Genomic DNA, 20,666 nt, shown 5'->3' with positions numbered 1-20,666 from the left:
GGTCCCGGGCACCGCTCGTCCGGCCAGCGTGACGAGAGCGGGCGGGAGAACGAGGGTCAGTGACCGCCGCCGGCCAGTACGAAGACGACGGCCACCCAGACGGCGGCGAGGGTGAAGCCCAACGGGGCGACGTAGCGGCTCATGGACGGCTCCGGGTGGCGGCTGGACGGTCCGCGTGCGGGGGCGGACCGCAGGGGTGGGGACGCGCACACGAAGTCGTGACCGGGCGGCTCCCGGCGACCGTCCGGAATCGGACGGCGCGGCACGCGCACCTCGGCGTGAGCCGGGTGGCGGGGAGCGGAGCGGGGTCAGCTCACCAGACTGAGTCGTGGCTCAGCGGGGCTGACCATCGGCCCGGCCACGACTGGGAGGATCGCTATCTCGCACAGCGATCACCTCCTGAAGTCGGCCGGGCCGGAACGTCGATGATCGTACACCCGCGGCGCCGCCGGGACGCACTCGGCCGACCGGCCGGCGCTCCCTCCACCGCCCGGCTGGCCCAGCCGCTGCGCCGGCCGGCCCGCCCGCACCAGGGTGACCAGCACCACGGCGAAAAGCGGTAGCCAGCAGCACCGGGCCAGCACCCAGCCCGGGTCGTCCGGCGCGGTGTGCAGCCCCGGCAGGGCCAGCCCGCCCCGGGCGACGAGCGCGGTCACCGCCACCAGGACCGGCTGGTGCCACAGGTAGATCCGCACCGCGTTCCGGTTCACCTCGGTCACCGCCCGGCCCGGCAGTGGCCGGGCCAGCAGCCGTTCCAGCATCGGCCGGGCGAGCAGCCCCAGCCCGACCTGGGTGACCGCCAACGCCACCGCCAGCAGCGACGGCGGGTTCAGGTTGGACACCCCCGCCCCGGGCACCCCTACCGCGCTGACCGGATAGCCCAGCGCCAGCAGCGCGGCCAGCGCCGCGGCGCCACCACCGGCCAGCGCGCCCGCCACCCGCCGGCCGGCCAGCCGCCCGTCGGCGTGCGCCACGCCCAGCAGGAACGGCACCGCCCACGCCGTCACCACACTCACCGGCGGCAGTCCCGCGCCGGCCGGCAGCAGGCGCATCGCCAGGTCGGCCGCCGCCACCACGACCACCGCCGGCGCGACACAGAGCGCCACCCCCCACCGGCGGACGGCGGCGACCAGCGGGCCGGTCGACGCGACCAGCAGCAACAGCGGCAGCAGGAACCACAGCGGACTCACCGCGAGCCGCAGCGCGACCACGAGCGTGTCGTCCGGGGTGCCGGCCACGGTGGCGGCGAGCAACACGGCGGCACCCACGCCCAGCAGTGCCACCGTGGGCAGCAGGAGCCGGCGCAGCCGGCCGGCCAGCCAACCGCCCGGCCCGCCCGGGTGGCGGGCCAGCGACCGGGCCGAACCGAACCCGGCGGCGAAGAAGAACAACCCGAGCGTCTGCAACACCCAGGTCGCCGGGGCCAGCGCGGGCAGCGCGGTCAGCGGGCTGGCCTGGTGCAGCCCGCCGTCGTCGCCCAGCACCAGGCCGGTGACGAGCCAGTGCCCCAGCACCACCCCGCCGATGGCGTACGCCCGCAGCGCGTCGACCGCCCGGTCGCGGCTCACCGGGTGCTCCCCGCCCGCTCGGCGGCGGCTCACCGGGCGCTCCCCGCCCGCTCGGCGGCGGCCCCGTCCCGCACGACCGCCGCAACCGCGACCAGCGTGGCGCTGCCCGGCACCAGGTAGCCGTCGTGCCCCGCCACCCCGGCCACCGGCAACGGCCGGGCGCCGAATGCCGGGTCGCCGGGGCGACGGCCGTACCCGAGGCCGGCCAACCGCACCGACGGCACCCGGCGGATCCAGTCGGTGGGTGCCTCGGCCGCCCAGAACCGCCGACCGCCGCGCAGCTCATCGGCGTGCTGCACCCCGGCGCCGATCCCGCCGATGCTGACCACGTCGCTGACCTGCGGTGGGGCGGCCGCCGCGGCCAGCGACACCACCAGCGCCCCGTAGCTGTGCCCGACCAGGGTGATCGTCGCGGCCGGGCGGCGCCCGGCCAGCTCCCGCAACAGCGCGGCCAGGCCGACCGCGCCGCGCCGGGCGCTGGCGCCGCCGACGGCGGTCAGCACCCCGTCGGGCGGGTCGTAGCCGAGCCAGGCCAGCACCGCGACCCGCGCCGCCGGGTCGGCCGCCCGCAGTGCCCGGTACAACTGCCCGGCCTGCACCGCTGGCGCCCGACGGGCGACCCCGCCCAGCCCTCGGTCGAAGTCGGCCAGGGTGCTGCCCACACCGGGCACCAGCACCGCGATCCGATCCGCGTCGGCCAGGTCGCCGAGCACCTCGACCGCACGGCCGTCGCCCCGCGGGTCGAACGTCAGGAACCGGCGTCCGCCCGCCACCCAGTCCGCGTATGGCGGGCCGGCCGCGCGCATCGCCGCCGCCGTGACCGGGTACGCCTCGACGAAACCGGCCGCCGCGACCGGCTCGGCTCGGGTGGGTAGAACCAGGTTCACGCCGAGCAGCGCGGCCAACGCCAGCCGGCTGGCACCTCGTCGTCGCATCACGTTCTCCCTCCGGAATGTCGTCCAGAGGCAGGGTGCGTTGGTGGGTGGCGCCCGGTCGTCGTCCCGGAGAGCCGTTCCCGGGCTGGCTCCGCGGAGCTACTCGCCGGCGGCGACCAGACCCGTCTCGTACGCCAACACGACGGCCTGGGCCCGGTCTCGCAGCCCCAGCTTGGCCAGGATCCGCCCGATGTGCGTCTTCACGGTCTGCTCGGCCACCACCAGGTCGGCGGCGATCTCCGCGTTGTTGCGGCCTCGGGCGATCAACCGCAGCACCTCGGTCTCCCGCGGGGTGAGCCCGGCCAGGTCGGTGGGGCGGGGCCGGCGGCGGTCCGGGCGGGCCGCGAACTCGGCGATCAGCCGACGGGTGACCGCCGGGGCGAGCAGGGCGTCGCCGGCCGCCACCACCCGCACCGCCTGCACCAGGTCGGCCGCCGGGGCGTCCTTGAGCAGGAAGCCGCTGGCCCCGGCGCGCAGTGCCTCGTACACGTAGTCGTCCAGGTCGAAGGTGGTGAGGATGAGCACCCGGGGGCCCTGCGTCGACCGGTCGCCGAGCAGCTTGCGGGTGGCGGCAAGCCCATCCAGCACCGGCATCCGCACGTCCATCAGCACCACGTCCGGGTCGAGCCGGCGGGCGGCGGCGACGGCCTGCGCGCCGTCGGCGGCGTCACCCACCACCAGCAGGTCGGGCTGGGCGGCGAGCAGCGCGCCGAAGCCCTGCCGGACCATCGCCTGGTCGTCGGCGATCAGCACCTTGATCATCGGTCCCCGCCCTCAACGTCGTACGGCAGCTCGACCGCCACCTCGTAGCCTCCGCCGGGCAGCGGCCCGGCGGTGAACGTACCGCCCAGTGAGGTGGCCCGCTCCCGCATGCCGGTCAGCCCGTGCCCGGCGCCGGCCTCGGCGGCCGGCCGGACGTCCAGGTCGTCGGGCGGCGCGTTCTGCACGCGTACCGCCAGGGTGGACCGGCCGGCGCGGACGGTGACCCGCACCGCGGCACCGCCCGCGTGTCGGGCCGCGTTGGCCAGCCCTTCCTGCACGATCCGGTACGCGGCCAGCCCGACCGGCGCGGGCACCAGCCCGTCGTCCACCGGCTCGGCGTCCAGAGTCACCGGCAGCCCGGCCCGGTGGGCCGCGTCCACCATCGCCCCCAGGTCGGCCAGGTCGGGCTGCGGCGCGGTCTGCGGGCCGTTCGACTCGCTGCGCAGCACGCCCAGCAGCCGCCGCATGTCGGTCAGCGCGGCGCGGGCCGAGCCGGCGATGGCCGCGAACTCCGCCGCGGCCGGCGCCGGCACGTCGGTCAGCCGGTACGGCGCGGTCTCCGCCTGCACCGCGATCAGCGACATGTGGTGGGCCACCACGTCGTGCATTTCGCGGGCGATTCGGGTGCGTTCCTCCAGCACCGCGCGGCGCTCCTGCTCCCGCTCGCTCAGCTCGGTCTGCGCGGCCAGTGCCCGGCGGGACAACCGGTTGCGCCGGACCAGGTCGCCGACGATCGCCAGCGCGCCGAGTAGCGCCAGGACGGCGGCCCGGTTCTCGGGGTGAACCAGGGTGAGCACCGGCACCGTGGTGATCGTCACCAGCCAGACCAGCACCGGCCGGTCGACCCGCGCGACGACCCCCGCGACCACCGCGATCGACCCGAGCGCCAGCGGCGGGGTCCACGGCCAGGGCTCGTCAGCCGGCGCGTTGAACGTGCACACCAGCAGGGCCAGCACCATCAGCCGCCAGGCCAGCAGCGGATGCCGGGGCAGCGCCAGCAGCGGTGCCACGGTCAACGCCGCGAACAACACCCCGATCGGCGCCGGCAGGCCCCAGTCGCTCTCCACGGCAAACGTGATCCAGAACAGGCCGAGCGCGGCGAGCAGCCCGACCGGGGCGGAGTAACGGGCCAGCCTGGGCCAGCGGGCCAGCAACGGACGGCCGGCCGGGGCGTCCGGGCCCAGCAGGGTCTGCCGCAAAGCGCGCAGGGCCGCGGCGATCAGTTGCCGGTTCACCACCGGGAGGCTACGGGCCAACACCCCCGCAGGTCGTGCCACCAGGGGCTGATCCCGGTGTCGTACCCCGGTGTGACGCGTTCCCGTTAGCGCTTACCTGCCGGTAACGCCTAGGCTCCGACGCGTCCGTGCTGACCATTCGCAAGGGGGAACCGTGGCCCGTACCGTGCTGGTGACCGGGGGCAACCGGGGAATCGGCCTGGCCATCGCGCAGGCCTTCGCCAAGCAGGGCGACCGGGTGGCGGTGACCCACCGCAGCGGCGACGCCCCCGAGGGGTTGTTCGGGGTGCGGGCCGACGTCACCGACGCGGCCTCGATCGACGCGGCGTTCACCGCCATCGAGGCGGAGCTCGGGCCGGTCGAGGTGCTGGTCGCCAACGCCGGCATCACCGACGACACGCTGCTGCTGCGGATGTCCGAGGAGCAGTTCACCGGCGTGCTGGACACCAACCTCAGCGGTGCGTTCCGGGTCGCCAAGCGAGCCTCCGGAAAGATGCTCCGGGCCAAGTGGGGCCGCATGATCTTCATCTCCTCGGTGGTGGGCCTCTCCGGAGGTGCTGGTCAGGTCAACTACGCCGCCAGCAAGGCCGGCCTGGTCGGCGTGGCCCGCTCGATCACCCGGGAACTGGGCAGCCGCAACATCACCGCGAACGTGGTGGCGCCCGGCTTCATCGACACGGACATGACCGCCGGCCTGTCCGACGACCGCAAGGCGGAGATCCGCAAGTCGATCCCGGCCGGCCGGATGGCCCACCCGGACGAGGTCGCCGCCGTGGTCACCTGGCTCGCCGGGGACACCGCCGGGTACGTCTCCGGTGCCGTGATCCCGGTCGACGGTGGCCTCGGCATGGGCCACTGACCAGCGCTTTCTGACTACGTACGGAGGAACCCCTGCATGTCCGGACTGCTCGCCGGTAAGCGGCTGCTGGTCACCGGCGTCATCACCGACGCCTCGATCGCCTTCTCGGTGGCGAAGATCGCCCAGGAGAACGGCGCGCAGGTCGTGCTGACCGGCTTCGGACGGCTCTCCCTGGTCGAGCGGATCGCCAAGCGACTGCCCGAGCCGGCGCCGGTTATCGAGGTGGACGTGACCAACACGGAGCACCTGGCCAGCCTCGCCGACCGGGTCCGCGAGCACGTCGACGGGCTCGACGGCGTCGTCCACTCGATCGGCTTCGCGCCGCAGAGCTGCCTCGGCGGCGGCTTCCTCGACGCCCCCTGGGAGGACGTGGCGACCGCGCTGCACGTCTCCACCTTCTCGTACAAGTCACTGGCCATGGCGGCGCTGCCGCTGATGTCCCCCGGCGGCGCGGTGGTCGGCCTGACCTTCGACGCGACCAAGGCGTGGCCGGTCTACGACTGGATGGGCGTGGCCAAGGCCGGCCTGGAATCCGCCTCCCGTTACCTGGCGCTGCACATGGGCAAGCAGGGCATCCGCAGCAACCTGGTCGCCGCCGGGCCGCTGCGCACCATCGCCGCCAAGTCGATCCCCGGCTTCGACCAGTTCGAGGACGCCTGGACCGAGCGGGCCCCGCTGGGCTGGAGCCTCACCGACCAGGAGCCCGCCGCCCGGGCCTGCCTGGCGCTGCTGTCCGACTGGTTCCCGGCCACCACCGGCGAGATCGTGCACGTCGACGGCGGCTACCACGCCATCGGCGCCTGACGTCCCCGGCGGCGCCCCCGACCGCCGTCCCGTGTGGGCCGGAGCAGGGGGCGTCGCCGGGTCGTTCCGCCCGACCGGCAAGAATGGGCCCATGGCGTACGACGCGGTGGTGCTGGTGTCCTTCGGTGGGCCGGAGCGGCCCGAGGACGTGATGCCGTTCCTGCAGAACGTGACCCGGGGTCGCGGCGTGCCGCCCGAGAGGCTGGCCGAGGTCGTCGAGCACTACCTGCACTTCGGCGGGGTGTCCCCGATCAACCAGCAGTGCCGTGACCTGCTGGCCGCCGTCCGCGCCGACTTCGCCGCCAACGGCCTCGACCTGCCCGTCTACTGGGGCAACCGCAACTGGGACCCGCTGCTCGCCGACACCGTGACCCAGATGCGCGACGACGGTGTCACCCGGGCGCTGGCCTTCGTCACCAGCGCGTACGGCGGCTACTCGTCGTGCCGGCAGTACCAGGAGGACATCGCCGCCGCCCGGGCCGCGGTCGGTCCGGACGCCCCGGTGATCGAGAAGCTGCGCCAGTTCTGGGACCATCCCGGGTTCATCGAGCCGCACACGGACGCCGTCCGGGCCGCGTTGGGCCAGCTCGACCCGGCCAAGCGGGCCACCACCCGACTGGTCTTCACCGCCCACTCCGTCCCCACCTCGATGGCGGCCAACGCCGGCCCACACGGCGGCCGGTACGAGGCGCAACTGCACGAGGCCGCCCGGCTGGTGGCCGCGGCCGCAGCCCCGGACCTGCCGTACGACCTGGTGTGGCAGAGCCGCTCGGGTCCGCCGCAGGTGCCGTGGCTGGAGCCGGACATCAACGACCACCTGGCCACCCTCGCCCAGGGCGACACCACCAGCGTGGTGGTCAGCCCGATCGGGTTCATCTCCGACCACCTCGAGGTGGTGTGGGACCTGGACACCGAGGCGCTGGAGACGGCCAAGCAGCTCGGCCTGGACTTCGCCCGGGCCGGCACCCCGGGCACCGACCCGCGCTTCGTGACCATGGTCCGCGAGCTGGTCACCGAGCGGACCGACCCGGACGGCGCACAGCTGCGCCGCCGCCTGGGCGAGCTGCCGATGTGGGACACCTGCCCCACCGTCTGCTGCGTGCCGACCCGTCGCCCCTGACCGTCCACCCGCCCAACGACACCCTGGGATCATCGATGCAGGATCGAAAGCCCGTGCAGAGCTGGCTGACCGACATGGACGGCGTGCTGGTGCACGAGGGCCAGCCGGTGCCCGGCGCTCCGGAGTTCATCAAACGGATGCGCGCCTCCGGCAAGCCGTTCCTGGTGCTGACCAACAACTCGATCTACACCCCGCGCGACCTGACGGCTCGGCTGAGCCGGATGGGGCTGGACGTGCCGGAGGAGTCGATCTGGTCCTCCGCACTGGCCACCGGCCAGTTCCTCGCCGACCAGCGGCCGGGCGGCACCGCGTACGTGATCGGGGAGGCCGGGCTGACCACGGCGCTGCACGCCGTGGGCTACGTGCTCACCGACTTCGCGCCGGACTACGTGGTGCTCGGGGAGACCCGCACCTACAGCTTCGAGGCGATCACCAAGGCGGTCCGGCTGATCAACGACGGGGCCCGGTTCATCTGCACCAACCCCGACGTGACCGGCCCTTCCGTGGAGGGCGCGCTGCCCGCCGCCGGCTCGGTCGCCGCCATGATCTCCAAGGCGACCGGGGTGGAGCCGTACTTCGTCGGCAAGCCGAACCCGATGATGATGCGGTCCGCGTTGAACACCATCAACGCGCACTCGGAGAGCACCGCGATGATCGGCGACCGGATGGACACCGACATCCTGTGCGGCCTGGAGGCCGGGCTGGAGACCATCCTGGTGCTCACCGGAATCAGCAGCCGCACCGAGGCGGAGCGCTACCCGTACCGCCCGTCCCGGATCGTCAACTCGGTCGCCGACCTGCTCGACGAGGTCTGACCGGCCGGCCTGCCGCCTCCCGTCAGGGGCGCAGCGGTGCGTTGCAGGCGGCCACCAGCGCCTGCCGGCAGGCCGCGGTGAGCGGGCGGAGCGCGGCGTCGCGCTGCTGTGCCTCGTAGTTGTTGATCGCGCCACCGGGGGCGGCGTGCCCGGCCAGCGCCAGCACCCGGTCGAGCACCGCGGCCCGGGCGAAGAGCCGGCGGGCGCGGGGGTCGAAGCCGGGCGGCAGATCGGTGGCGCCGTCCGGGCGGCGCAGCGCGGCCAGTGCGCCGGCCAGCTCGGGTCGCCACTGGGCGACGTCCAGGCGGGTCAGCGCGGCGGTGGTCTCGGCCAGCGCGGCGGCCAGTTCGGCCTCCGCCTCGGCGGCACCGGGCAACACGAGCGACGCGGCGGGCGCGTTGGCCGGCAGCGGGTACACCCGCCAGAGCACCGTCTCGAAGCAGTCCCCGGAGCCGGAGGTGTGCAGCCGGACCTGCGGGATCAACCCGAGCATGCCAGCCACCACCGCCTCGCCCGTGACCAGTGCCGCGCCGGCGAAGTCGCCGGGGCCGGGCAGCCCTCGGGGGTCACCCGGCGCGGGCAGCACCAGGCGGATCTCGTCCGGGGAGAGCTTGGCCAGGGTGGGCAGCGCGGCGCTGAGTGGGACGTCGGTCCAGGTGCCGGGAGCGTCCGCCACGAGGTGTTCCTCGTCGCCGGCGATGGCGTCGGCGACCTCGTCGTACGGCACCAACCCGGCGCGCCACGCGCGCACCCAGGCAACAAACCGGCTCGACCGGCGCGGCGCGAGTGTGGCCGCGCCCGTTGCGGGGGTGGACATGCCGAAAGGGTACGTGGTGACCGGCGGCCCTGTCTCGACTGCCGCTCCGGCCGCCCTGCGTGCCCCGAACTGCCCCCTTCGCCCCGCCTCGGCCGTGCCGACAACGCAGTGGTGGCGGGGGTTCGCTGGTGGTTCGCGGCGTTTCGCCGCCGCTGTGATCGAGGCGGTGGGGCGTGGTGTCCGGCAGGCGGCGGTGTGTCGGGGTGATGTGTGGGTGCGGCGGGGTTAGCGTGATCGACATGGCGGGGCGATACGGCGAGGACGTGTTGGCGGGGGACTGGCGGCGGCGGAAGGTCACCCCCGAGGTGGACGCCGAACCGGATCTCGTGGTGGAGGACGCCGAATCCGGGTTCTGCGGCGCGGTGGTGGGCTTCGAGTCCGGCGCGGTGGTGCTGGAGGACCGGCACGGCAAGCGGCGCAACTTTCCCCTGCTGCCGGCGGCGTTCCTGCTCGACGGTCGTCCGGTGACGCTGCGCCGCCCGACCCGCGCGTCGGTGCCGGCGGCCCGCCGGCGCACCGCGTCCGGTTCGGTGGCGGTGGACAACGTCCGCGCGCAGGTGGCCAAGGCCAGCCGGATCTGGGTCGAGGGCATCCACGACGCCGCGCTGGTCGAGCGGATCTGGGGCGACGACCTGCGGATCGAGGGCGTTGTCGTGGAGCCGCTGGACGGCATCGACGCCCTCGACGCCGAGGTACGCGACTTCGCCCCCGGTCCGACCCGGCGGCTCGGCGTGCTCGTCGACCACCTGGTGCCCGGCAGCAAGGAGAGCCGGATCGTGGCCCGGGTGAACTCGCCCTACGTGCTGGTGACCGGGCATCCGTACGTGGACGTCTGGCAGGCGGTCAAGCCGGCGGCGCTGGGCATCGCGGCGTGGCCGGTGGTACCGCCGGGGCGGCCGTGGAAGGAGGGGGTCTGCGCGGCTCTCGGCGTGGCCGAGCCGGCCGACATGTGGCGGCACATCCTGTCCCGGGTGAACAGCTTCGCCGACGTGGAGACCCCCCTGATCAACGCCATGGAACGCCTCATCGACTTCGTCACCGAACCGGCCTGACCCGCAACGCGCCGCGCCGCGCAAGGTCCGCACAACTTCCAGGATGTAGTGGCCTCGTCGACCCTCGGAGGCCACTACATCCATGATTCTGTGCGGATCTTGCCCAGGAAGTCAGCGAGCGGTCAGGGTTCCTGGTCGGGGTGGCGGGTGTGGACGAAGGTGGCGATGTCCAGGGCGACCGCACGGCCCTGCTCGTCGCGGCGCACGGTGAGGATCTCGCCGTCCTGTCCACCGGCGCGGCCCCGCCACCGGTCCGGTCCCTCGGCGACGAAGCGCAGATCCGGTACGCCGACCGGGCCGGCGTGCAGGTCGCCGGTGGCGTCCGCGAACACCTCGATCTCGCTGCCCATCCACCACCAGCGGCCGGTCAGCTCGCTCAGCTCGGCGGGTGGCGCGGCGGCGGCCGGCAGCCAGGGGGTGATTGGCGCGGGCTCGGCGTCCAGCACCAGCGTGAGCAGCCGCCGGCCGAGCGCGCCGAGGTGCCCGGTACGCAGGCCGTACGAGTTGGCGAAGCCGACCACGGCGGTGCGGGTGGGCCGGTGCACGGCCAGCGAGGCGATGTAGCCGGGCATCGAGCCGCCGTGCCCGACGTACACCCGGTCGCCTTCCCGGAAGAGCTCCAGCCCGAGGCCGTGCCCGTGGTTCCAGGACTCCAGGTCGCTGATCACCACGGGGGAGCACATCTCGGTCAGCGTCTCGGCGGCGAGCACCGAGGGGTCGGGGTCGGCCAGGAACGCTGCCCAGCGACCCAGGTCCTCGATCGTCGACCAGAGTTGCCCGGCCGGGGCCATCGCCCCGGTGTCGGTGCGGGGCTCCTCGCGCAGCGTGTCGTGCCAGGGGTGGACGACGTAGCCGCGGGCGAACGGCTCGGTGGCCGCGTACGTGGTGCGGCCCATCCCCAGCGAGGTGAGGATCCGCTCGCCGAGCAGGTCGGCCCAGGGCGTCCCGGTGAGCCGTTCGAGGACGCCGCCGAGCAGCCCGTACGCCAGGTTGGAGTAGTGGTAGGTGGCGTGCGGCGGGTACGCGATCTTGTCTGCGGTCAGCCCGGCCAGCAGGGTGCGGAGGTCGGCGCCCTCGGTCCGCTCCCACCACTCACCCTCGGGTTCGCGCTGGATGCCGCTGGCGTGCCCGAGTAGCTGGCGCAGGGTGAGCGTGCCGACGCCGGTGCCCGGCAGGTGCCGTTCCAACGGGTCGTCCACGGCCAGCCGGCCGGCGTCGCGCAACTGCATGATCAGCGTGGCGGTCATCGTCTTGCTGATCGAGCCCAGCCGGTACTGCAGGTCGACGTCCGGGCGGGGATGCTCTCCGGCGGCGGCCAGATGCACCAGCGCGCCGTCGCGGACCACGCCCAGCACCAGCGACGGGGCGCGGCCGTCGACCTGTGCCTGGGCGACCATGGCGTCGACCTGTCGGGCGGTCTCGGGCAGCAGGGTCAACGGGATCTCCTCGCTCGTCGGCTCGGGCCGGTCTACCGAGACGGGGCGTTTCGGCCGGCCAGGTGGGTTTCGCCGAGCTTACTGATCATCACGGGTCGTCCGCGCGTGCAATTGCGTGTCACGATCAGGGGGTGGACGCCGTGGTGTGGATCGTGTTGGGTGTGTTGCTGGTGGTCGCCGAGATCTTCACGACGACGCTGTTTCTGATCATGTTCGGGGCTGGCGCGTTCGCCGCCGCAGGTGCGGCCGCCCTGGGCGCGCCGGTGGCGGTGCAGGCGCTGGTGTTCGCGGTGGTGTCGGCGTTGAGCCTGGTGGTGGTCCGACCGGTCATCCGGCGGCATCAGAGGACCGCGCTGGACAGCGGCGAGCAGCCGTTCGGCCTGGAGGCGATCGAAGGCTCCACGGCGTTGGTGCTGGAACGGGTGGACGCCGAGCACGGCCTCGTCAAGATTGACGGAGAGCTGTGGAGCGCCCGGTCGTACGACACGACGCAGGTCTACGACGTCGGTCAACGGGTTCGGGTGATAAAGGTCCGGGGCGCGACCGCCCTGGTCTGGCAGGACGATGTTTCTTCCGCCGGCGAGCTGCCGGAATCGAGAGGGTGAACGGGATGACGGTCATAGGGGTGCTGGTGATCGCGGTGGCGCTGATCGCCGTGGTGACGCTGGCCAAGGCGGTGCGGATCGTGCCGCAGCAACGCCAGGACGTGGTGGAACGGCTCGGCAAGTACAAGCGCACCCTCAGCCCCGGCCTCAACCTGCTGGTGCCGTTCATCGACGCGGTCCGTACCAAGGTAGACATGCGGGAGCAGGTGGTCAGCTTCCCGCCGCAGCCGGTGATCACCTCGGACAACCTGGTGGTCTCGATCGACACGGTCCTCTACTTCAAGGTGGTCGACTCGGTCCGGGCGACCTACGAGATCTCCAGCTTCCTCCAGGCCATCGAGCAGCTCACCGTCACCACGCTGCGAAACGTGATCGGCTCGCTGGACCTGGAGCGGGCGCTGACCAGCCGGGACGAGATCAACCGGCACCTCTCCGGCGTGCTGGACGAGACCACCGGCCGCTGGGGCATCAAGGTGACCCGGGTGGAGATCAAGGCGATCGAGCCGCCAGCCAGCATCCGTGACTCGATGGAGAAGCAGATGCGCGCCGAGCGGGACCGCCGCGCGGCGATCCTGACCGCCGAGGGGCACAAGCAGTCGCAGATCCTCACCGCCGAGGGCGAGAAGCAGTCCGCGGTGCTGCGCGCCGACGGTGACCGGCAGGCTCGGATCCTGCAGGCCGAGGGCCAGGCGAAGGCGATCCGGACGGTGTTCGACGCGATCCACCAGGCGAACCCGAGCCAGAAGGTGCTCGCCTACCAGTACCTGCAGGCCCTGCCCCAGATCGCCCAGGGCAGCGCCAACAAGGTCTGGATCATCCCGGCCGAGCTGACCAAGGCACTTGAGGGGATGGGTGGCGCGCTGGGTGGTTTGAGCCAGATGGTGGGGGACCTTCCCGCACCGGAGGCAGCCGACCACGCGAGCCAGGTCGAGCGCGAGGCCGCGGAGGCGGCGCAGGCCGCAGCGGCCGCCGCCCAGCAGATCCACGACGAGGTCCGCGTCGCCGAGGCGCAGGCCACCGGCACCAAGGGGCCGCAGGGGCTGCCCGCGCCGGAGCCGGTCTCCCCGACCAGCCTGGTCAACGACCCGACCGATCAGCGCGAGCGCGGCTGATCCAGTACAGCGGCCGCCCGGCCGGGTAAATGCGAGAAAGACTCATGGGGCGCTCCGACGCCTGCCACGATCGGTCCTAGGACGGGTGGTGACCAGGCAATCGGGGCGCCCCGGCGCGTCCCGCACCGCTCGCGGACGAGCGAGGTGACGCATGAAGGATCCGGCGAATCGGATGTGGTCCTCCGCCCCGGTGCCCGGCGCGCACGACCCGGCCGGCCCACTGGGTTCCCGGAGCAGCGGCGGAGGGTTCGGCGTACTGCCGTTCGTGGGCGAGCCGACCCCGGCCGGGCCGGCAACGAACGCCAGTTGGGCCTGGTCGATACGCCGGTTCGCGCGGGCGGCGGTGTGGCTGCTGCCCGCGTACGCCATCCTCTACGGCGTGGTGGCGATGGCCAGCGACGGCGGGGTGGGCAACGACCCGTATCCGGCCGACGGTCGGGCGGCGTACCTGATTGGTTGGGTGGCCGCGGTCTGGCTTGGTCTGCTCGCGCTGCTGGCCCTCACCGGGCTGCTCGCCGCGACCCGCAGTCGTCGGGTGGCCGCCGCCGGTCTGCTGGTCAGCATCGCCGGCACCGTGCTGATGCTGCCTTTCGCCGGGCTCGCCGAGCAGACACCGGTCTTCGGCACCACGGCGCGTTCGCTGGTCCTGGTCGGCGCCACCTTCTACAGCGTGGGCTGGTTCCTCACCGGATGGGCGGTCGCCCGGTCGGGCACGTTCAGCCTCGGCGACGGGGTCATGCTGATCATCGCCGCGCCGCTGCTCGGCCTGGGCGGCGCCCTGATCGGGTCGCTGCAGACGTTCGGCGCGATCTTCGTGCTGATCGCCGGCATCGGCATCGGCTACCGCTCCGGGCGCCTGGTGCCCCGTGACATCGCCCGCGACGCCGCCAGCGCCAGCCTCTCCACCCCAACCCCCTAACCCACCCCACCCACCCCGCCCCACCCACCCCACCCCACCTGGTGATCAAGAGGTTTGCGTCGGAAACGGCCTCTTGGCTGACGCAAACCTCTTGATCACCGGTGCGAGGGGCGGAGAGGGTCGGAGGAGGGGGCGCGGGCGGGTTTGGGTGGGAGTTGGCTGATGGGGGGTGGTGAAGTTGCTGACAATCGGGCTGCGAGGGTGGTCGGTTGGCGGCATTCGTGGCAATCCTGGGGAGCATGGCCGCCTCCCGCTCGCCGCTGTCGCGGCTGTTCACCGTGCTGCTCGCCGGCTTGCTGGCCGGGCTCGCCCTGGCAGTCGCCGCGCTGCCGGGCAACCTGCTGCTCGGGTTCGCCGCCCGCTCCGCGATCGGGACGTACGCCGCGTTGCCTGACGCGCTGCGCACCCCGGCCACCCCGCAGCGCTCCTACCTCTACGCCAACGACGGCAAGACGCTGATCACGACGTTCTACGACGTGAACCGCACCGACGTCCCGCTGGCGGACATCGCCCCGGTGATGCGGCAGGCGATTGTGGCGGCCGAGGACCGGCGGTTCTACTCGCACGGCGGCGCGGACCTGCGCGGGCTGGCCCGCGCGCTGGTGTCCAACGTCAAGGGCGGCGGCACCGAGCAGGGCGGCTCGACGCTGACCATGCAGTACGTCCGTAACGTGCTCAAGACCGACCCCACCCGCACCGCCGAGGAACGCGCCGCCGCCACCGACCCCACGATTCCGCGCAAGATCCAGGAGATCCGGTACGCGGGCGCGTTGGAGCAGAGCCTCGGCAAGGACGAGATCCTCAACCGGTACCTGAACATCGCCTACTTCGGCTCCAATGCGTACGGGATCGCGGCGGCCAGCCAGCGCTACTTCGGCAAGCCTCCGGCGCAGTTGACCCTCGCCGAGTCGGCCCTGCTCGCTGGCCTGGTGCAGTCCCCGGACGCGTACAGCCCCATCGACGGGAACAAGGACGACGCGCTGGCCCGCCGGTCGTACGTCCTGGACTCGATGGCCGAGACCGGCGCCATCACCGCCGGGCAGGCCGCGCAGGCCAAGGCGGAGCCGCTGACCCTGCACCCCACCGCGCAGCCCAACGGCTGCACCGCCGTGGCCCAGGGTCACGACGACTGGGGCTACTTCTGCGACTACCTGCGCCGGTGGTGGGTCGCCCAGCCGGCGTTCGGGGCCACCGTGCCGGAGCGCGAGCAGGCCCTGCGGTCGGGCGGCTACACCGTCGTGACCTCGCTGGACCCGCAGATCCAGGCCACCGCGCAGCAGCAGGCCACCAAGGTCTACGGGTACGACAACAAGCGCGCCCTGCCGATCGCGGCTGTGCAGCCGGGCACCGGGCAGGTGCTGGCGATGGCGGTCAACCGGCACTACAGCCTGGCCGACAACCCGGGCGGGCAGGCCAACTACCCGAACACCGTCAACCCGCTGATCTCCGGCGGGGCCAGCGTCGACGGGTACCAGGCCGGCTCGACGTTCAAGCTGTTCACCATGCTCGCCGCGCTGGAGTCGGGCCGTACCCTCTCCACCGGCTTCGACGCACCCGCCAAGCTGCCCACCCGGTACGCCGCCGAGGGCCCGGGCAGCTGTGACGGCACCTGGTGCCCGGCCAACGCCAACCCGGACTGGATGGACGGGTACCGGATGATGTGGGACGGCTTCGGCCGTTCGGTGAACACCTACTTCGTCTGGCTGGCCGAGCAGGTCGGCCAGGACAAGGTGGTGGAGATGGCGCAGCGGCTCGGCATCACCTTCCGCGCCGACGCGGACGCCGCCTTCGCCAAGGACGACGCCGCCAACTGGGGTTCGTTCACCCTGGGCGTGGCCGCCACCACACCGCTGGACCTGGCCAACGCGTACGCCACGGTGGCCGCCGAGGGCACCTACTGCACGCCCGTGCCGGTGGTCTCGGTGACCGCCGCGAACGGGGACAAGGTGCCGGTCGGGCAGCCGGCCTGCAAGCGGGTGCTCGACGCCGACGTGGCCCGCGCCGCGACCGACGCCGCCCGCTGCCCGGTCGGCCAGCAGTCGCCGTACGGGCAGTGCAACGGCGGCACCGCCACCGGCGTGAACGACATCCTCGACGGCCGCCCGGTGGCCGGCAAGACCGGCAGCTCGGAGCAGAACTCGACCGAGACGTTCGTCGGCTTCACCCCGCAGGTCGCGGTCGCCGGCATCGCCGCCAACCCGGACGACCCGACCGACTCGGTGGGCTCCGCGGTGCAGGCCAAGGTGATCGACGCGGTCGCCCGGGTCATCGCCACCGCCGTGAAGGGCCAGCCGGAGAAGGCGTTCGTCGCGCCCAGCCGCGAGCTGGCCGGCGAACCCCGCCGCCCGGTCGAGCGCGTCCCCGTTCCGGACCGTCGACCAACCCGGGAGGACGACCCTCGCTCACTCCTGCAACGCTGGCTGGACCGCCGCGGCTGACCGCCCTGCCTGCCCCCGCCCCGGCTCCTGAGGAGCGGGGGGACCGTCAGCCCTGCCGACGACGGGGGCGGTAGCTGGCCAGGGTGGCGGGTAGGCCGCGGCGGATGATTCCGGCCCAGTCGGTGTCGCCGCGTAGCACTGCCGCCGCGGTCTTGCGCGCCTGCTCGGCGGTGAAGTGTGGTGGCAGCATCAGCTCCGCCGGGTCGACCAGCGCGTTGATCACCACCGGCCGGTCGGCGGTGAGCGCCCGGTCCCAGATCGCCGGCACCTGCTCCGGGGAGTCGACCAGCTCGCCGTGCAGCCCGAGCACCTGCGCCCACTGGTGGTAGCCGATGTCCGGCAGTTGCTGGCTGTCCGGGAACATCGGCGTTCCCTCGCTGGAGCGTTGCTCCCAGCTGACGAACGCCAGATCCCGGTTGTTGAGCACCAGCACCACGAACCGTGGGTCCGCCCAGCTGCGCCAGTACTTGGCCACGGTGATCAGCTCGTTGACGCCGTTCATCTGCATCGCACCGTCGCCGATCAGCGCCACCAGCGGGCGGTCCGGGTGGGCGAACTTGGCGCTCAGCGCGTACGGCATGGCGCCGCCCATGGACAGCAGGGTCCCGGAGAGGCTGGCCAGCATCCCGGGGCGGACCTGCACGTGCCGGGCGTACCAGGCGGTCGTGGTGCCGCAGTCCACGGCGATCATGGCGTCGTCGGGCAGCCGCTCGCTGAGGGTGCTGAACAGCAACTGCGGGTTGACCGGGTCGGCGGTCTGCTCGGCCAGCTCGCGCTGCACCCGGCGCCACGACGAGGTGGCCTCAGCGATCTCCGCCCGCCAGGCGGTCGGCCCGGGGCCGGGGCCCAGCTCGTGCAGCAGGGCCCGCAGCGTGGGGCCGGCGTCGCCGGTCAGGTTCACCTCGGTCGGGTATCGCAGCCCGAGCTGGGTGCCGTCCACGTCGATCTGCACCGCGCGGGCCTGCCCCTGCGGCGGGTAGAACTCCGAGTACGGCATGTTGCTGCCGACGATCAGCAGCCGGTCGCAGCCGGTCATCAGCTGCCAGCTCGGCCGGGTGCCGAGCAGCCCGATCGAGCCGGTGACCCACGGCTCCCGGTGGTCGACGGCGGTGAAGCCGAGCAGCGCGGTGGCCACCCCCGCGCCGAGCCGCTGGGCGATCTCGCGGACCTCGTCCGGTGCCCCGAGCGCGCCCTGCCCCACCAGCATCGCCACCCGCTGCCCGCTGCGCAGCACCTCGGCGGCGCGGCGCAGGTCCACCTCCGGCGGCACGGTCGCCGGGCTGCTCGGCACGTTGCTGGTGTGGTAGTAGCCGTGCGCGTACGGCGGATCCGGGATGGCCGGCTCGTCCTGCAGGTCCGAGGGGAGCACCAGGGCGGTGACGGTACGCCGGGCCAGCGCCGTGCGGCACGCCCGGTCGACCAGATGGCGGACCTGCGCCGGGTGGTCGAGCTGGGCCAGGAACGCCGCGGCCACGTCCTTGTAGAGGGCCAGCAGGTCGACCTCCTGGTAGTAGCCGCCGCCCTCGGCGGTGACCGCGGTGTGCCCGACCAGAGCGACAACCGGCTGGTGGTCGAGCTTGGCGTCGTACAGGCCGTTGAGCAGATGGATTGCGCCCGGCCCGCTGGTCACCAGCGCGCAGCCCAGCGGCCCGCCGCCGTACTTGACGTGCGCCGAGGCGGCGAAGCCGGCGGTCTCCTCGTGTCGCACCTGGATGAACTGGGCCCGCTCGTTGGTGCGTTGCAGTGCGGAGGTGAGGCCGTTGATGCCGTCGCCCGGGTAGCCGAAGTACCGGTGCACGCCCCAGCTGAACAGGCGGGCGACGATGTGGTCCGCGACGGTGGCGTGCTTGGGCAGGGCACCCGCTTCGCCCGGCGCGGCGTGGTCTGGGCTCACCTGGCTGGTCCTTCCGGTTGAGTCCTTTACTCCGCCCGCCATTCCCCTTCCTTTCCGGACAAAACGCCCCGGGTGGGGTGGGCTCGACCGGCCCCGGAGTGCCGGGCGGGCCGTCCGGCAGAATCGTCGGGTGCCCGTCCACCAGATCACCGATCCCGACGACGACCGGATCGCCGACTACCGCGCGCTCACCGACGTCGAGCTGCGCACCCGCTGGGAGCCGCCGCACGGCCTGTTCATCGCCGAGGGGGAGCTGGTGCTGCGCCGCGCGCTGCGCGCCGGCTACCCGGCCCGGTCGTACCTGGTCGACGCCAAGCGGGCCGACCAGCTCGCCGACCTGGACACCGGCGACGCGCCGGTCTACGCGGCGACGCAGGACGTGCTGCAACGGGCCACCGGATTCCACGTACACCGGGGGGTGCTGGCGTCGTTCCACCGCCGTCCGCTGCCGACGGCGGCCGAGGTGCTCGCCACCGCGCGCCGGGTGGTGATCCTGGAGGACGTCAACAACCACACCAACCTCGGCGCGGTTTTCAGGGGTGCCGCCGCGCTCGGCATCGACGCGGTGCTGCTCTCGCCCACCTGCGCCGACCCGCTCTACCGACGCAGCGTACGGGTCAGCATGGGCGAGGTCTTCGCGGTGCCGTACGCCAAGCTCGAGCGCTGGCCGGTGGCCCTGGACCAGGTGCGGGAAGCGGGCTTCACCGTGCTCGCCATGACGCCGGCTCCGGACGCCGTACCGATCCAGCGGCTCACTGCGGCGCAGCGTGCGCGGGCGGCGCTGCTCCTCGGGGCCGAAGGCCCTGGCCTCACCGCGGCGGCCCAGTCAGCCAGCGACGTACGGGTGGTCATCCCGATGCGGCGCGGAGTGGACTCGTTGAACGTCGCCGCCGCAGCCGCGGTCGCCTTCTGGGAGTTGGGTCGCGACGATCCCCTGTGAGGTGGGCGCTCGACGGAACAGAACATAGTATCCGCAGTCGTGACAACTTCGCCCGATTCGAGCATCCATCCTTTCCGGGTCGACATTCCGCAACGCGATCTCGACGACCTGTACGAGCGGCTCGATCGCACCAGGTGGCCCGACCAGTTGCCCGGGGTGGGCTGGGAGTACGGCATCCCGCGGGACTACCTGATGGACCTGGTGCGGTACTGGCGGCACGAATACGACTGGCGTGCCGCGGAGGCCAGGCTCAACGAGTGGCCGCAGTTCACTACCACGATCGATGGGGCGGACATTCACTTCGCGCACGTCCGGTCTCCGGAGCCGGGCGCGACTCCGCTGCTCATCACGCACGGCTGGCCGGGCTCAATCGTGGAGTTCACCGAGGTCGCCGGGCCGCTGACCGATCCGCGGGCCCACGGCGGCGACCCGTCCGACGCCTTCCACCTGGTCATGCCGAGCATCCCGGGGTTCGGGTTCTCCGGGCCGACGCGGGAGACCGGATGGGAGTTCCGGCGGGTGGCCGCCGCATTCGCCGAGATGATGCGGCGTCTCGGCTATCAGCGGTACGGCGTGCAGGGCGGTGACTGGGGGTCGGTCATCTCCCGCGAACTCGGCCGTACCCAGACCGGCCACGTCATCGGCGTACACCTGAACCTGCTGCCGAACTCGTCCGTGACGGAGGAACCGGACGCCGACCTGCTCGCCACGTTGAGCCCGGCGGAACGGGAGCGAACGCTGGCCTCGTGGCGGCGCACCCAACAGTGGGACCGCGACAGCGCGGGCTATGCGGTTATCCAGTCCACGCGGCCGCAGACGCTTGCCTACGGTCTGACCGACTCCCCGGTCGGCCAGTTGGCCTGGATCGCGGAGAAGTTCAAGGAGTGGACGGACTCGTCGGCCCGCCCGGAGGACGCCGTCGACCGCGATCACCTGCTCACCAACGTCATGCTCTATTGGCTCACCGGAACGGCCGGCTCGTCCGCCCGCATCTACTACGAGCGGGCACATGCGGACTACTGGGGGTCGCCGCCGGAGCCGTCGACCGCACCGACAGCCTTGGCCGCCTTCCCACGGGACAACTTCATTCCGTTGCGGCACATCGCCGATCGAACGAACAACATCGTGCGATGGACGGAGTTCGACCGAGGCGGGCATTTCGCTGCGATGGAGACACCCGATCTGCTGGTCGCTGACATCCGAACGTTCTTCCGGCAGCTCCGCGCGGAGACGTCTGACTGATCCGGCCGGGTCAGCAACCCCGCTGCCGGGGCGGTGGTGAGGGCGGGCGCGCCCGCCCAGATCGGTAGAGCGTCGGGTAGGGGAAGAGGGTGTGGGCGGGGGTGTAGATGTCG

General features: G+C 73.0%; 19 protein-coding genes. 11 read left to right on the top strand and 8 right to left on the bottom strand.

What is annotated here, in order from left to right; translation table 11 throughout:
• Positions 1-56 precede the first annotated feature (56 nt).
• The 5 genes from ABZV00_RS31010 to ABZV00_RS30990 all read right to left on the bottom strand — a co-directional run bounded on the left by ABZV00_RS31010 (position 57) and on the right by ABZV00_RS30990 (position 4,500).
• On the bottom strand, positions 57-266 hold the full coding sequence (locus ABZV00_RS31010) for a hypothetical protein (protein ID WP_328418691.1): 210 nt from the start codon (positions 264-266) through the stop codon (positions 57-59).
• 126 nt (positions 267-392) lie between these two features.
• Positions 393-1,601 (bottom strand): acyltransferase family protein, encoded by a 1,209-nt coding sequence (locus ABZV00_RS31005; protein ID WP_355612756.1) that lies wholly within the window; start codon positions 1,599-1,601, stop codon positions 393-395.
• Positions 1,598-2,503 carry an alpha/beta hydrolase gene (locus ABZV00_RS31000; protein ID WP_355612753.1) on the bottom strand — a complete coding sequence of 302 codons (906 nt, stop codon included), beginning with the start codon at positions 2,501-2,503 and terminating at the stop codon, positions 1,598-1,600. The genes ABZV00_RS31005 and ABZV00_RS31000 overlap by 4 nt, the downstream gene beginning before the upstream one ends.
• Before the next feature lie 99 nt (positions 2,504-2,602).
• The gene (locus ABZV00_RS30995; RefSeq protein ID WP_355612750.1) at positions 2,603-3,265 is read right to left on the bottom strand and encodes a response regulator transcription factor; all 663 of its coding nucleotides are present in this window, start codon (positions 3,263-3,265) and stop codon (positions 2,603-2,605) included.
• Positions 3,262-4,500: a histidine kinase gene (locus tag ABZV00_RS30990; RefSeq protein WP_355612747.1), complete on the bottom strand. Its 1,239-nt coding sequence runs from the start codon at positions 4,498-4,500 to the stop codon at positions 3,262-3,264. Before ABZV00_RS30990 ends, ABZV00_RS30995 begins: the two co-directional genes overlap by 4 nt.
• A gap of 154 nt (positions 4,501-4,654) precedes the next feature.
• Here ABZV00_RS30990 and fabG point away from each other — a divergent pair, with 154 nt between their 5' ends.
• The 4 genes from fabG (at position 4,655) to ABZV00_RS30970 (ending at position 8,098) form a co-directional block, all read left to right on the top strand.
• Positions 4,655-5,359 carry a 3-oxoacyl-ACP reductase FabG gene (gene fabG / locus ABZV00_RS30985; protein WP_328418686.1) on the top strand — a complete coding sequence of 235 codons (705 nt, stop codon included), beginning with the start codon at positions 4,655-4,657 and terminating at the stop codon, positions 5,357-5,359.
• Positions 5,360-5,395: 36 nt separating this feature from the next.
• Positions 5,396-6,163, top strand: a complete 768-nt coding sequence (fabI, locus tag ABZV00_RS30980; RefSeq protein ID WP_355612743.1) for an enoyl-ACP reductase FabI — start codon at positions 5,396-5,398, stop codon at positions 6,161-6,163.
• A 91-nt stretch (positions 6,164-6,254) separates the two neighbouring features.
• Positions 6,255-7,283: a ferrochelatase gene (locus ABZV00_RS30975; RefSeq protein WP_355612740.1), complete on the top strand. Its 1,029-nt coding sequence runs from the start codon at positions 6,255-6,257 to the stop codon at positions 7,281-7,283.
• Positions 7,235-8,098: an HAD-IIA family hydrolase gene (locus tag ABZV00_RS30970; protein WP_355612737.1), complete on the top strand. Its 864-nt coding sequence runs from the start codon at positions 7,235-7,237 to the stop codon at positions 8,096-8,098. Before ABZV00_RS30975 ends, ABZV00_RS30970 begins: the two co-directional genes overlap by 49 nt.
• 22 nt (positions 8,099-8,120) lie before the next feature.
• Here the strand turns inward: ABZV00_RS30970 and ABZV00_RS30965 are convergent, their stop codons facing one another.
• Positions 8,121-8,915 (bottom strand): hypothetical protein, encoded by a 795-nt coding sequence (locus ABZV00_RS30965; protein WP_328418683.1) that lies wholly within the window; start codon positions 8,913-8,915, stop codon positions 8,121-8,123.
• A gap of 239 nt (positions 8,916-9,154) precedes the next feature.
• On the opposite strand from ABZV00_RS30965, the gene ABZV00_RS30960 reads away from it, so the two are divergent.
• Positions 9,155-9,967: a DUF3097 domain-containing protein gene (locus ABZV00_RS30960; protein WP_328418682.1), complete on the top strand. Its 813-nt coding sequence runs from the start codon at positions 9,155-9,157 to the stop codon at positions 9,965-9,967.
• A gap of 122 nt (positions 9,968-10,089) precedes the next feature.
• On the opposite strand, the gene ABZV00_RS30955 is transcribed toward ABZV00_RS30960, so the two are convergent.
• Positions 10,090-11,403, bottom strand: coding sequence for a serine hydrolase domain-containing protein (locus tag ABZV00_RS30955; RefSeq protein WP_355612734.1), 1,314 nt, complete (start codon positions 11,401-11,403; stop codon positions 10,090-10,092).
• A 131-nt stretch (positions 11,404-11,534) separates the two neighbouring features.
• On the opposite strand from ABZV00_RS30955, the gene ABZV00_RS30950 reads away from it, so the two are divergent.
• The 4 genes from ABZV00_RS30950 to ABZV00_RS30935 all read left to right on the top strand — a co-directional run bounded on the left by ABZV00_RS30950 (position 11,535) and on the right by ABZV00_RS30935 (position 16,477).
• Positions 11,535-12,008 carry an NfeD family protein gene (locus tag ABZV00_RS30950; protein ID WP_355612804.1) on the top strand — a complete coding sequence of 158 codons (474 nt, stop codon included), beginning with the start codon at positions 11,535-11,537 and terminating at the stop codon, positions 12,006-12,008.
• 5 nt (positions 12,009-12,013) lie between these two features.
• Positions 12,014-13,120 (top strand): SPFH domain-containing protein, encoded by a 1,107-nt coding sequence (locus ABZV00_RS30945; protein ID WP_328418679.1) that lies wholly within the window; start codon positions 12,014-12,016, stop codon positions 13,118-13,120.
• 151 nt (positions 13,121-13,271) lie between these two features.
• Positions 13,272-14,039 (top strand): hypothetical protein, encoded by a 768-nt coding sequence (locus tag ABZV00_RS30940; RefSeq protein ID WP_328418678.1) that lies wholly within the window; start codon positions 13,272-13,274, stop codon positions 14,037-14,039.
• A gap of 239 nt (positions 14,040-14,278) precedes the next feature.
• Positions 14,279-16,477, top strand: coding sequence for a transglycosylase domain-containing protein (locus ABZV00_RS30935; protein ID WP_355612729.1), 2,199 nt, complete (start codon positions 14,279-14,281; stop codon positions 16,475-16,477).
• Between the two features lie 46 nt (positions 16,478-16,523).
• Here the strand turns inward: ABZV00_RS30935 and ABZV00_RS30930 are convergent, their stop codons facing one another.
• On the bottom strand, positions 16,524-18,371 hold the full coding sequence (locus tag ABZV00_RS30930) for a thiamine pyrophosphate-requiring protein (protein WP_355612726.1): 1,848 nt from the start codon (positions 18,369-18,371) through the stop codon (positions 16,524-16,526).
• Between the two features lie 130 nt (positions 18,372-18,501).
• On the opposite strand from ABZV00_RS30930, the gene ABZV00_RS30925 reads away from it, so the two are divergent.
• Entirely contained in the window at positions 18,502-19,311 is an 810-nt protein-coding gene (locus ABZV00_RS30925) for an RNA methyltransferase (RefSeq protein WP_355612723.1), read from the top strand.
• 63 nt (positions 19,312-19,374) lie between these two features.
• Positions 19,375-20,553: an epoxide hydrolase family protein gene (locus ABZV00_RS30920; RefSeq protein ID WP_355612801.1), complete on the top strand. Its 1,179-nt coding sequence runs from the start codon at positions 19,375-19,377 to the stop codon at positions 20,551-20,553.
• Positions 20,554-20,666 lie beyond the last annotated feature (113 nt).

Origin of the sequence: Micromonospora sp. NPDC005173, assembly GCF_040608515.1 — a bacterium.
In the GTDB taxonomy this organism is placed as follows: Bacteria; Actinomycetota; Actinomycetes; order Mycobacteriales; family Micromonosporaceae; genus Micromonospora.
The sequence above is the reverse complement of the archived record's forward strand: the minus strand, read 5'-3'. Positions and strand labels throughout refer to the sequence as shown.